The following is an 11,398-nucleotide window of genomic DNA, read 5'->3' as shown; positions in this document are numbered from 1 at the left end:
ATGTTCTATGAGATCCGCACCTACCGGCTGAAGAACGGCACGATTCCCGGCTACCTCACGGCCGTGGGGGAGGAGGGCATCGCGATCCAGAAGACGCATCTGGGCAAGCTCGTCGGCTACTTCTTCTCCGAGATCGGGCCGATCAACGAGATCGTCCACATCTGGGCCTATGAAAGCCTCGACGACCGCGAGGCGCGTCGCGCCCGGCTGGCCGCCGATCCGGCCTGGCAAGCCTTCCTGCCCCGGATTCGCGATCTGATCGAAGTGGCCGAAAACAAGATCATGAAGCCCGCTCCCTTCTTCGACGAAGGAGGCAGGGCGGGCCAGTGAGAATGCGGCGCCGGACCCAAGAAGCCCGGAAGAGGTTTCCCGGTTGCCCTTGAAAATGCGCAGTGGAAACAGCGTCAGCAAAAAACAAGGGAACTGAACATGAAAACCAAAACCGTCATCGCATCGCTCGCCGTGTTTCTGGGAGTTTCCGGACCGGGCCTTTCCGCCGATCTCGTCTTCACGAGCTGGGGCGGCACCACCCAGGATGTTCAGAAGAGCGCCTGGGCCGACAAGTTCACCGCCACGGCGGGCATCGACATCCTCCAGGACGGCCCGACCGACTACGGCAAGATCAAGGCGATGGTCGAGGCCGGAAGCGTGACCTGGGATGTCGTCGATGTCGAGGGCGATTACGCCATCCAGGCCGGCGAGAACGGCCTGCTCGAAAAGCTCGACTTTTCCGTCATCGACAAGGCCTCGCTGGATCCGCGCTTCGTCACCGATTATTCCGTCGGCTCATTCTATTATTCCTTCGTGATCGGCTGCAACAGGGACGCCGTGAAGGCCTGCCCCGCAAGCTGGGCCGACCTGTTCGACACGGCGACGTTTCCCGGCAAGCGCACCTTCTACAAGTGGTCCGCGCCGGGCGTGATCGAGGCTGCGCTGCTCGCCGACGGTGTCGCCGCCGACGCGCTTTACCCGCTCGATCTCGACCGTGCCTTCAAGAAGCTCGACACGATCAAGGCCGATATCGTCTGGTGGTCGGGCGGCGCGCAGTCGCAGCAACTGCTCGCTTCCGCCGAAGCGCCGTTCGGTTCGTTCTGGAACGGCCGCCTGACGGCGCTGGCGGCGACCGGCGTCAATGTCGAAACCTCCTGGGCCGAGAACATCACCGCCGCCGATGCGCTCGTCGTGCCGAAGGGTGCGAAGAACAAGGAGGCGGCCATGAAGTTCATCGCCTTCGCCGTCTCGCCGGAAGGGCAGGCGGAAATGGCGGCCGGCACGGGCTACGCGCCGACCAACCTCAAGTCTCCCGAGCTGATGGACCCGGCCGTCGCCAAGACGCTGCCGGACCAGCAGACCGCTTCCCAGGTCAATGCGGACATGGCCTACTGGGCCAGGCACCGCGACGAGATCGGCGAGCGCTGGTACGCCTGGCAGGCCAGGTAACACAGGCGGGACGCGCCGGGCCGGACATTGCTTCCGGCCCGGCGCGTCCTGCGGCCTTTCCGCCCTAATGGGCGGTCGGGCGCGCATTCGCCCTGAAAACAGGAGAAATCCGAGGTGTCGGCCATGATCGCTTCATCGGAGCCCCAGAGGGACATTGCGACCGTTCGAAAACGCCGGTCCCTGCCGGTCGGTCTCGGGGCCACGCTCCCGGCGCTGGTTCTCGTTCTCGTCTTCTTCGTTCTGCCCGTCGCAGCGCTTCTGACGCGCAGCTTCACCGAACCCGTGACCGGCCTCCAGAACTATGTGGAGCTTCTCGGCAGTTCGACCTATCTGAAGATCTTCTTCAACACGTTCTTCGTGTCGGCGCTGGTCACGGTCATCTCTCTTCTCGTCGGCTTTCCCGTTGCCTGGGCGCTGGCGATCATGCCGCGGCGGGCCGCCAATATCGTGTTCGGCATCGTACTGCTTTCCATGTGGACCAATCTTCTGGCCAGGACCTATGCCTGGATGGTCCTTCTCCAGCGCACCGGCGCCATCAACAAGACGCTGATGAACCTTGGCCTCATCGACACGCCGCTCGCGATGGTCAACAACCTCGTCGGCGTCACCATCGGCATGACCTACATCATGCTGCCCTTCATCATCATTCCGCTCTACGGCGTCATCCGCAAGATCGACCCGATGATCCTTCAGGCCGCGGCGCTGTGCGGCGCGAGCCGCCGGCAGGCCTTCACCGGCGTTCTCCTGCCGCTTGCCATGCCGGGTATGGTCTCCGGCGCACTCATGGTCTTCGTCATGTCGCTCGGCTATTTCGTCACCCCGGCGCTTCTCGGCGGCACCGCCAACATGATGCTCGCCGAACTCATAGCGCAATTCGTCCAGTCGCTGGTCAACTGGGGCATGGGCGGTGCCGCCGCACTCGTCCTGCTCGTCGTCACACTCAGCCTTTACGCCCTCCAGCTTCGCCTGTTCGGCGCCGCCGGCAACGGGAGGAACTGACATGCTCCTGAATTTCAGCACGCTCGGAAGCTGGAAATGGTTCCTGATCGTCGTCACGACGCTGACCTGCGCCTTCCTGCTTCTGCCGATCCTCTTCATTGCGGCGCTCTCCTTCGGCTCGTCGCAATGGCTGATCTTTCCGCCGCCCTCCTGGACGCTGGATTGGTATGGCGCGCTGTTTGCCGATCCGCGCTGGCTGGAGGCCGCCTGGACCAGCTTCCGCATCGCCCTCATCGTCACCGTTCTCTCGGTCGCGATCGGCCTCGTCGCCTCCTTCGGGCTGGTGCGCGGGTCGTTCCTCGGCCGCAATACCATGCGGGCGCTGTTCATGACGCCGATGATCCTGCCGGTGGTGGTGCTGGCGGTGGCGCTCTACGCCTTCTTCCTGAAGATCGGCCTTGCGGGAACGACGACGGGTTTCGTCATCGCCCACCTGCTCGTCGCCCTGCCGTTCTCCATTCTGGTCTTGACCGGCGCTCTGGAGGGGTTCGACAAGTCCATCGAGGATGCCGCCGTGCTGTGCGGCGCCTCGCCGCTCAAGGCGAAGATGCTGGTGACGCTGCCCTGCATCAGCCACGGCCTGTTTTCCGCTGCCATCTTCTCCTTCCTCACCTCGTGGGACGAGGTGGTGCTGGCGATCTTCATGGCCAGCCCGACGCTCCAGACGCTGCCGGTGAAGATCTGGGCGACGCTGCGCCAGGATCTGACGCCGGTGATCGCCGCCGCCTCGACGCTGCTCATCCTCATCACGCTGATCCTGATGCTGCTTGCCGCGGCCCTCAAGAAAGGACTGAAAGCATGACGCCGTTTCTCGAAATCTGTAACATCCGCAAGGAATACGGCCCGGTCGTCGCCGTCCACGACGTCAGGCTCACTGTCGGCCGCGGCGAATTCATGACCTTCCTCGGGCCGTCCGGCTCCGGCAAGAGCACGACGCTCTACATCCTCGCCGGCTTCGAACGGCCGACGGGAGGCGATATCCTGCTCGAGGGCCGGACCATTCTGGATACGCCGTCGCACCGGCGCAATATCGGCATGGTTTTCCAGCGCTATACGCTCTTCCCGCATCTTTCGGTCGGCGAAAACGTCGCCTTTCCGCTCAAGGTGCGCGGCTGGTCCAAGGCCGATATCACCGGGCAGGTGCGCAGAATGCTCTCCCTGGTGCGGCTCGAAGGCTTCGAGGATCGCAGTCCGGCGCAGATGTCGGGCGGCCAGCAGCAGCGGGTGGCGCTTGCCCGTGCGCTGGCCTACGATCCGCCGGTCCTGCTGATGGACGAGCCGCTTTCGGCGCTCGACAAGAAGCTGCGGGAGGAAATCCAGCACGAGATCCGCCGCATTCACCAGCAGACGGAAGTGACGATCCTCTACGTCACCCACGATCAGGAGGAGGCCTTGCGTCTTTCTGACCGCATCGCGGTGTTCTCCAGGGGGGTGATCGACCAGATCGGCACGGGCGAAGAGCTCTATTCCAACCCGGCGACCCGCTTCGTGGCCGAGTTCGTCGGCGACAGCGATTTCATCGCCTGCCGGCTTCTGGCCTCCCGCAACGGGCGGGCGGACGTTTCGCTCGGCAACGACCTGACCGTGTCGGACGTGCCTCTGCACGGGACGGCCGGCGAACGCGCCGGCGTTGAACTCATGCTCCGCCCCGAACGCATCTCGCTTTCCCGGGAGAAGAAGGAAAGGGCGCTTGCGGCCACGGTCGAGGACATCACCTTTCTCGGCAACAACATCCTCGTCGCAACCCGCATTGCCGATCGCACACCGGTTTCCGTGCGCGTTCCCTTCGGTCACGAAGCCGTCTCCGGTATCGAGCGCGGCATGCCGGTCTGGCTGAGTTTCGAGGCCGGCGCGGCTCACGTCTTCGCTGCCTGAAAGAGCGATCGTGACCGTTCCGGACAGCCCGCCACCCCTCTGGCGGACAGGGCAATGGCGCAAAATTATCGGCTGGTGAAACCTGGCAACGACCTGCTGGGCGACGTCGGGGAAAGCGGTTTGCAGGCTGGGGCGCTTCGGTTGTCACTTTCCGGAGAAGGCCTGTTTCAGCGCATCGCTCATCGGAAGCTGGAGATGGATGTTCCTTCCCGGGATCGGCTGGTTGAACCACCGGTCGTAGATCGCCGGCATTTCGGGGCTTCGGTAGATCCGCTCCAGCGCCGCGTTGACGGCTTCCTCGAAATCCCGGTCCCCGAGACGCATCATGAACCCGTAGGGTTCGGGATCGGTCAGCGTCTCTTCGGAAAGCGCGTAGGCATGAGGATCGTCCGATTCGGCGATCATGGCGCTCAGAAGGATATCGTCCATTGCGAAGGCGGACACCCGTTCCTGCGTGACGAGGTCGAACGCCGCCCGCAGCGAATCCGCCCGCATGAGGGAAAGATTCAGTTTTCTTTCGCGGTTGACCGCCGTGATATGTGCTACATTGACAGTGCCGAGCGTGACGCTGACGCTTCTGCCGGCGAGGTCGTCTATGGTGTGGAACCTGTTCTTCGCGAGGGATACGTAGCGGGTGGAAACGAAGAAATGGCTGGCCGCGAAAGCGACGCTGCGCCGTCTCTCCTCCGTGTTCGTGCTGGCGTTGCATTCGATGTCGATTTCGCCGTTGTTGAGCATTTGCACCCGGTTGCTGGGTGTGCGGGCAACGTATTCGATTTCGACATGGGGGAGGGCGAGTGTGGAGCCCAGATCCTCCGCGACCTTTTTGCACAGATCGATCGAATAGCCCATCACCGTTCCGTCCGTGTGACGATAGGAGAAGGGCGGCGTGTCTCCATAGCCGATCCGCAGCACGCCGGTCTGCTTGATGCGGTCGAGCGTCGAGGCGGGCGCTTCGGCCTGGGCTTGGGGCGCGCCGGCACCGACCGCCGCCAGGACGAAGGCGGCAAGTCCGAGAAGGGTCCGGCGAAGGGCGTTGAAAGAACGCATCGTCATCTCCTCAATCCTCATATTCCTGCGGATTCGCGAAAGCGGCTTTCAGGTCCGCCGACATGGGAAGGTTGAGGTTCTGTCCGGTCGGCGGAACGGGCTGCATGAACCATTTCTCGTAGATCGCGTTGATTTCGCCGCTTTCGAAGATCCGGCGCATCTCCCGGTTCACGAGGTCCTTGAAGGCGAGATCGCCCGGCGGCATCAGGATGCCGTAGGGTTCGGGCCGGCTCAGCGTCTCGCTGGAGATGGTGAAATCGGAAGGTGTCGGCGATGAAGCCACGAGGCCGGCGAGCAGGATGTCGTCCATGACGAAAGCGGAGGCGCTTCCGGCTGCCACCATTTCGAAGGCTTCCTTGTGACCGCGGCTCAGGATGACGGAAATGTTCAGGTTCCGCGTCCGGTTCAGCTCGTTTAGCTGTTCGATGTTGACCGTCCCGGTTGTCGAAACGACGCTGCGGCCCGCAAGATCGGCAATGGTGTCCATGCCGTCCTTCTTCTTGGAGACGAACCGCGTCGCCGTCACGAAATGCGGATAGGAGAATTCGGCAAGCTGGCGTCGCTCGGCGTTGTTGGTTGTCGCCGCACATTCCATGTCGACGCTGCCATTGCCGATGAGGATGAACCGTGTGGCCGTCGTCGCCGGCATATAGACGATCTCGATGCTGTCGAGCCGCAGTTCTCGCTGGATGCCCTCGACGATCCTGAGACAGATGTCCGTGGAATAGCCGACGACGTTGTCGTCCACGACATAGGAGAAGGGCAGCTCGTTCTGTCGATGGCCGATGACGATCGTTCCGGTTGCGGCGATCTTGGCCAGCGTGTCGGCCGCGGCCGCACCTGCCGAAGGCAGGAGCGCCGCCAGCAGGATGGAAGAGAAGGCGACCGTTCCGGCCCGCGACGGTCGCCCCGGAATGATCCGGCCCCGAAGGCGTTCAAGAACAATACGAAGACTGGAAATCCTTGTCAGCATCTCGATCCACTCCTTCAGAAAGACGGTCCGGTACGCCGGCTGAAGCCGGGCCGCGCAGAACCCTTCCTCATGGTCATGCCGTTCCGGTAAAAAACGAAATTGCCGCGGCCGGCGTCCTTGGCTGCGTAAAGAGCCACGTCGGCATTGGTCAGCAGGTCGTGGGAGGTGTTCCCGTCGGCGGGAGCGCAGGCTATCCCGACGCTTGCTCCGATGCTCAGCGCCCGGCCCTCGATCGCGAAGGGCGTGCCGATCTCCTCCACGATGCGTCCTGCCAGACGGCGCGCTTCCGTGGCCGCATCGCGCGAAACCTGCTGGACGATGGCGAACTCGTCTCCGCCGAGCCGGCTGGCGATGTCTTCGGGACCGAGCAGCAGCGTGATCCGGTTGCCGACCGCGACGAGAAGCGCATCGCCGGTCGCGTGACCGAAGCTGTCGTTCACCGCCTTGAAGCGGTCGAGGTCGAAAAGCATGAAGTTGACCTGCCGGCCGGTGGGCAGCAGTTGCATGGCCTTGTCGAGCGCCTTGTTGAGGAAGGCGCGGTTGGGCAGGCCGGTCAGCGTGTCGTGATGGGCCATGTGTTCCAGGTGCATCGCCGCTTCCTTGACCTGCCGCAGGTGCTCACGCTCGACGACGGCCTCGCGAAGCGTCTCGATGGCGGCCGCCAGACGGCCGATCTCGTCCTGCCGGTTGCGGAAGGGCGTGATGGCCCCCGTGTCGTTGTGGGCGATCCGCGTCAGAGCCTGGATCAGTACCGGAACCGGCCGGAACAGCCTGCGCATCAGCGCCGTGACGAGGACGGCCGTTGCGACCAGAACGGCAAGAAGCGCCAGCAGCGAGTTCTGCACGAGCGAGTCCCGCATCCGGTGGAGTTCTGCGGTCTGCCCGATGCTGGATACCACCGCGCCGAGCAGTTCCCCGTCGGGCGTGACGACCGGCAGGGAGCTGACGAAATGCTCTTCGCCGCCGATGCGTGCGAAACCGACGAAAAAGTCCTTCAGCGCCGCCGGCCGCATGGCTTCAGGCTCGCCGTACTCGAGGGAACTGCCCCTTGCGGTTGCAAGGGAGTCGGCGATGGCGACGAAACCGTCCACGCCCGAGAAGCGGAACAGCCAGACATTTTGCCGGGTCTGCGCGCCGGCCAGCGCCAGCACGTCGGCCGGGGCGAAGCCGGTATTGAGCACCGAATCCTCGTCCCCGATCGGACGTTCGGTGACGAGGCGGACGATCTGGCCGGAGGAATCGGTTTCGACGGAAACGGATGTGTAGATGCCCCGGATGGTGGAACTGGCGATCTGGGCGTTCATTTCCGCCTGCCGTCGCCATTGCTCGCGCGAACCGCGCTCCAGCATGATCAGGCCGGCGGCGGCGCCGACACCATAGGCGAAGACGACGCCCAGCAGCATGAACACCGCGACCTTGCCGAGGAGGGAGTGGCGCCAGTTCAGCTTGCCGCCGGTCCCGGGGGGCGGCGACGAGGATATTCCCGCCGTTGTCAGGGCCGGTTCCGGGTGCGACATGGTCTCGTCTTGCTGCATCGCGCTATGGGAATTGATGTTTCAGACAATGATTGGAAGCTGTATTTCAAACAGTTTAACGCTGCTTTTGCGGATTTGATAAAAGATTATGGACCTGTTCGCCGCCGCAAAGGCGGGCAGGTCCCGGGTGTCGTTGAAACGTCCTTGTCGCGCGCCCCCGAAGCGCCTCCGGTTCCGGAATCGTGCAGCCCGGAATCGGAATTGCCTCGCCGCTCAGCTCCCGGATACGCGATATGGCGGCGACCATGATCGGTCCGACATCGAGGGTTGCGGGCAGGGCCGTTCCCGATAATCCTGCACAGCAGGATTCGTTATTGTCCCTCATCCATCGGGATACATCCGCCTTCCATCGATCGATTTCCTCGCCGGACACCTCGCCTCGGGCGATTTTCCAGATGAAGGCGATGGTTTCGGCGTCCGGCTCATGACCGGAAAGCCTGAGATTGGAAAGGGCATTGTCGACGACTTCGATCTGGGTGAACCGGTGCTGCATGCTCATGCCGATACTCCGGACAGTGTAAATGTGTTGCGGGAGGGCGGATCGCTGGTTCAGGCGACGTTCCTGAACCGTTCGGATGACCAGCCGGAAGCCGAATGATCCCGGGCGCCGGTCTTGAATGCCGAGGCGAGCGCCCCCAGCGCTTCCGCCTCGCCGGCGAGGTCGCGGGCGGCGGACGCGGTCTCCTGCACCATTGTGGCATTGTGCTGCGTGGTGCCGTCGATCTGGTTGACCGCCGCGGTCGTTTCCCCGAGAGCGGTCGACTGTTCCCGCGCCGAGGCGGCGATCTCCGAAACCAGCCCGGCGATTTCGGTCAGGCTGCCGATGACGCTCTTCAGCGTTTCTCCCGTCTGGCCGACCAGCACGACGCCGGTCTGCACCTGCCGGTCCGAATTGTCGATCAGGGTCTTGATCTGCTTGGCAGCCTCTCCCGAGCGTCGCGCCAGTTCGCGCACTTCCTGCGCGACGACCGCGAAGCCCTTGCCGGCCTCGCCCGCCCGCGCCGCCTCGACGCCGGCGTTCAGCGCCAGAAGGTTGGTCTGGAACGTGATCTCGTCGATGACGCCGAGAATCTGGCCGATCTGGCGCGAGGAGGAGACGATGTCGTCCATCGCACGAATGGAATCCTCGACGACGGCGCCGGACTGTTCGGCACGATGACGCGCCGAGGTCGCCACGGTCGCGGCCCTGTCCGCAGCCTGTGCCGTTTCCGATACCGCTTCGCGCAGTTCGGTGAAGGCCGCGGCAGTTTCCTCGACGGAAGCCGCCTGCTGCTCGGTCCGGCGGGAGATATCGTCCGTCGTGTGGCTGATGCCGGTCGCCGCGGCAAGCACCGCGTCGGCCTTGCCCGCAACCTGGTCGATCGCGCCGGAAAGGCGATGGGCAGCTTCATTGAAATCGTTGCGTAGTTCCTCGAACTCCGGGGGGAAGCTCGCCGAGATCGAACAATCGAGATCGCCGGTCGCCATCTTGCGCAGGGATTCGCCGAGCATGCTGACGACCTCGGCCAGTTCCGCCGCCCGGGCGGCCTCCTTCTTCCGGTGACTGGCTTCCGCGTCCCGCAGGGCGACAATGTGGCGAATATCGCTCCACAGGCAGATCATGAAGTCGACCCCGTCGACTTTGGCGGTGAACAGGGTGACGAGAACGTCGAGCGGGAATCCGTCGGGCCGCTGGTGGCGCCATTCGAAGCGGGCCATTCCGGTTCGTGCGAGATCGGCCAGATGTTCGTCGGAGGCCGTTTTGGAAGAGCGCCCGTCCGGCTGGAACTCCGGCGATAGCCGAGCGGGATGAATGCCGATGAACTTCTCGCGCGGCAGGTTCATGAGAACCTCCGCACCGTGGTTGCAATCGATGATTTTCTCACCGTCCATAACGTATATGCCGTCCGGCGAGTGCTCGAAGATAAGCCGTGAGGCGATGTCGCGCAGGGAGCGTTTTTCCTTGAAGAATTTCATTTTTCAGATCCTGGATGCTGATTTCGATGAACTGGAAACGGGCGGTCCCGGGGGCCCGATGCCCGTCACGCGGCGACGCTCCATTCTTCTGGATCGGTGTCTGCGAAGATGGCTTCGAGGTTGAGGAAGCAGATCATGGCCTTGTCTCGGGCGATGATTCCCTGTGCGTAGGAGGTATCGGTTCCGATGCCGGCGGGAACCGGCTGAAGCTCGCCGGCGGCGACGGTGAGAATGTCGGAAACCCGGTCGACCATCAGGCCGACCGTCATCCCCTTTATGCTGGTGACGACGATGGCGCTGCGCTCGCTGGTCTCGGCCTTCGCCATGCCCAGCTTGACCGCCAGGTCGACGATCGGGATGACCGTGCCGCGCAGGTTCATCACGCCCATGACGTCGGCCGGCGCCCGCGGCAGCGGCGTCACCGGTGCCCATCCGCGAATCTCGCGGATGGAGGTCGTCTTCACGCAGAACTGCTGCTCATGCAGCATGAAGGCGATGATTTCGAGCGTGTCGTCCGTTACGGTGTTGCCGGCATTCATCAGAATTCCTCCCATTCGTCCTTGCGGACGGCGGCATTGCCGGCAAAGGCGCCGGCGATCTTGCGGCCGAGCGCGCGCACCGGCGACGGGGCGGGGGCTTCCCCACCCGTTGCCCGGCGCACGGGCGCCGCCGCCTGCGGCGCACCCGACGACAGCCTGAACAGCGTCAGCAGCGCGTTGAGCGAGGCGACCTCCTTCGTCAGGCTGTGCGTGGCGGCGGTCGTCTCTTCCACCATCGCCGCGTTCTTCTGCGTGTCCTGGTCCATCTGGTTGACGGCGGTGTTGATCTGCTGGAGGCCGGAAGACTGTTCCTGCGCCGACTCCACGATCGCCGCGACGTGGCGGTTGATCTCCTGAACTTCCGCCACGATCGTTTCCAGTGCCTTTCCGGTGTCGCCGACGAGCTGCACCCCTTCCTGCACCTGTTCGCTCGAGGCGGTGATCAGCGCCTTGATCTCCTTGGCGGCATTGGCCGAACGCTGGGCCAGCTCGCGCACCTCCTGCGCCACGACAGCGAAGCCCTTGCCGGCATCGCCGGCACGCGCCGCCTCGACGCCCGCGTTGAGCGCGAGAAGGTTGGTCTGGAAGGCGATCTCGTCGATCACGCCGATGATGTTGGAAATCTCGCTCGACGACTTCTCGATGCGCTCCATCGCGACGACGGCGCGGCGCACCACCTCGCCGGACTGTTCCGCGCCGGAACGGGTGCGGCTGACGAGCTGGCCGGCTTCCTGGGCGCGCCGGGTCGAATCCTTGACGGTGGTGGTGATCTGTTCGAGGGCTGCGGCGGTCTCCTCGACGGCGGCGGCCTGCTGCTCGGTGCGCCTGGCCAGGTCGTCGGCCGCCGACTTGATCTCGTTGGCGCCGGCATCGATGCCGCGGGCGTTCTCGGCCACCCGGCTCAGCGCGGACTGCAACTTCTCCGCCGAAGCGTTGAAGTCGTTGCGCACGGCGTCGAGCGTAGCCGCAAACGGCTGGGCGATGCGGTAGGACACGTCGCCGTCGGACAGCTTCGAAAGGCCGGCGGCCAG

12 protein-coding genes are annotated in these 11,398 nt (G+C 64.1%); 5 read left to right on the top strand and 7 right to left on the bottom strand.

Going from position 1 to position 11,398, the window contains the following annotated elements; all coding sequences use genetic code 11:
* The 5 genes from NOF55_RS08670 (at position 1) to NOF55_RS08650 (ending at position 4,314) form a co-directional block, all read left to right on the top strand.
* On the top strand, positions 1–330 hold the full coding sequence (locus NOF55_RS08670; RefSeq protein WP_306410973.1) for an NIPSNAP family protein: 330 nt from the start codon (positions 1–3) through the stop codon (positions 328–330).
* A gap of 99 nt (positions 331–429) precedes the next feature.
* On the top strand, positions 430–1,440 hold the full coding sequence (locus NOF55_RS08665; RefSeq protein WP_306410972.1) for an ABC transporter substrate-binding protein: 1,011 nt from the start codon (positions 430–432) through the stop codon (positions 1,438–1,440).
* Positions 1,441–1,563: 123 nt separating this feature from the next.
* Complete coding sequence (locus NOF55_RS08660) at positions 1,564–2,439, top strand: ABC transporter permease (RefSeq protein ID WP_370868960.1); 876 nt, start codon at positions 1,564–1,566, stop codon at positions 2,437–2,439.
* Position 2,440: 1 nt separating this feature from the next.
* Positions 2,441–3,241: an ABC transporter permease gene (locus tag NOF55_RS08655; RefSeq protein ID WP_306410971.1), complete on the top strand. Its 801-nt coding sequence runs from the start codon at positions 2,441–2,443 to the stop codon at positions 3,239–3,241.
* Complete coding sequence (locus NOF55_RS08650) at positions 3,238–4,314, top strand: ABC transporter ATP-binding protein (RefSeq protein WP_306410970.1); 1,077 nt, start codon at positions 3,238–3,240, stop codon at positions 4,312–4,314. Before NOF55_RS08655 ends, NOF55_RS08650 begins: the two co-directional genes overlap by 4 nt.
* A 144-nt stretch (positions 4,315–4,458) precedes the next feature.
* On the opposite strand, the gene NOF55_RS08645 is transcribed toward NOF55_RS08650, so the two are convergent.
* The 7 genes from NOF55_RS08645 to NOF55_RS08615 form a co-directional block, all read right to left on the bottom strand.
* Positions 4,459–5,364 carry an amino acid ABC transporter substrate-binding protein gene (locus tag NOF55_RS08645; protein WP_306410969.1) on the bottom strand — a complete coding sequence of 302 codons (906 nt, stop codon included), beginning with the start codon at positions 5,362–5,364 and terminating at the stop codon, positions 4,459–4,461.
* Positions 5,365–5,374: 10 nt separating this feature from the next.
* On the bottom strand, positions 5,375–6,337 hold the full coding sequence (locus tag NOF55_RS08640) for an amino acid ABC transporter substrate-binding protein (RefSeq protein ID WP_306410968.1): 963 nt from the start codon (positions 6,335–6,337) through the stop codon (positions 5,375–5,377).
* A gap of 14 nt (positions 6,338–6,351) precedes the next feature.
* Positions 6,352–7,854, bottom strand: coding sequence for a sensor domain-containing diguanylate cyclase (locus NOF55_RS08635; protein ID WP_306410967.1), 1,503 nt, complete (start codon positions 7,852–7,854; stop codon positions 6,352–6,354).
* 73 nt (positions 7,855–7,927) lie between these two features.
* On the bottom strand, positions 7,928–8,371 hold the full coding sequence (locus tag NOF55_RS08630) for an antitoxin VbhA family protein (RefSeq protein WP_306410966.1): 444 nt from the start codon (positions 8,369–8,371) through the stop codon (positions 7,928–7,930).
* A 50-nt stretch (positions 8,372–8,421) separates the two neighbouring features.
* On the bottom strand, positions 8,422–9,828 hold the full coding sequence (locus tag NOF55_RS08625; protein ID WP_306410965.1) for a methyl-accepting chemotaxis protein: 1,407 nt from the start codon (positions 9,826–9,828) through the stop codon (positions 8,422–8,424).
* Positions 9,829–9,893: 65 nt separating this feature from the next.
* A complete protein-coding gene (locus NOF55_RS08620) occupies positions 9,894–10,367 on the bottom strand; it encodes a chemotaxis protein CheW (RefSeq protein ID WP_306410964.1) in 474 nt (157 codons plus the stop codon).
* Positions 10,367–11,398, bottom strand: a 1,032-nt coding sequence (locus NOF55_RS08615; RefSeq protein ID WP_306410963.1) for a methyl-accepting chemotaxis protein, incomplete at its 5' end; no start/stop codon positions are given. The genes NOF55_RS08620 and NOF55_RS08615, both read right to left, overlap by 1 nt.

This window comes from Ectorhizobium quercum (genome assembly GCF_026552795.1).
GTDB lineage: Bacteria > Pseudomonadota > Alphaproteobacteria > Rhizobiales > Rhizobiaceae > Ectorhizobium > Ectorhizobium quercum.
Note: the sequence above shows the minus strand (reverse complement) of the source record. Positions and strands in the feature narration are given on the sequence as shown.

Excerpts from the sequence above, each read along its gene's own strand:
- NOF55_RS08660 (WP_370868960.1), top strand. The coding sequence starts at position 1,564 with ATGATCGCTTCATCGGAGCCCCAGAGGGACATTGCGACCGTTCGAAAA.
- NOF55_RS08670 (WP_306410973.1), top strand. The coding sequence starts at position 1 with ATGTTCTATGAGATCCGCACCTACCGGCTGAAGAACGGCACGATTCCC.
- NOF55_RS08630 (WP_306410966.1), bottom strand. The coding sequence starts at position 8,371 with ATGAGCATGCAGCACCGGTTCACCCAGATCGAAGTCGTCGACAATGCC.
- NOF55_RS08620 (WP_306410964.1), bottom strand. The coding sequence starts at position 10,367 with ATGAATGCCGGCAACACCGTAACGGACGACACGCTCGAAATCATCGCC.
- NOF55_RS08635 (WP_306410967.1), bottom strand. The coding sequence starts at position 7,854 with ATGTCGCACCCGGAACCGGCCCTGACAACGGCGGGAATATCCTCGTCG.
- NOF55_RS08665 (WP_306410972.1), top strand. The coding sequence starts at position 430 with ATGAAAACCAAAACCGTCATCGCATCGCTCGCCGTGTTTCTGGGAGTT.
- NOF55_RS08625 (WP_306410965.1), bottom strand. The coding sequence starts at position 9,828 with ATGAAATTCTTCAAGGAAAAACGCTCCCTGCGCGACATCGCCTCACGG.
- NOF55_RS08650 (WP_306410970.1), top strand. The coding sequence starts at position 3,238 with ATGACGCCGTTTCTCGAAATCTGTAACATCCGCAAGGAATACGGCCCG.
- NOF55_RS08645 (WP_306410969.1), bottom strand. The coding sequence starts at position 5,364 with ATGCGTTCTTTCAACGCCCTTCGCCGGACCCTTCTCGGACTTGCCGCC.
- NOF55_RS08640 (WP_306410968.1), bottom strand. The coding sequence starts at position 6,337 with ATGCTGACAAGGATTTCCAGTCTTCGTATTGTTCTTGAACGCCTTCGG.
- NOF55_RS08655 (WP_306410971.1), top strand. The coding sequence starts at position 2,441 with ATGCTCCTGAATTTCAGCACGCTCGGAAGCTGGAAATGGTTCCTGATC.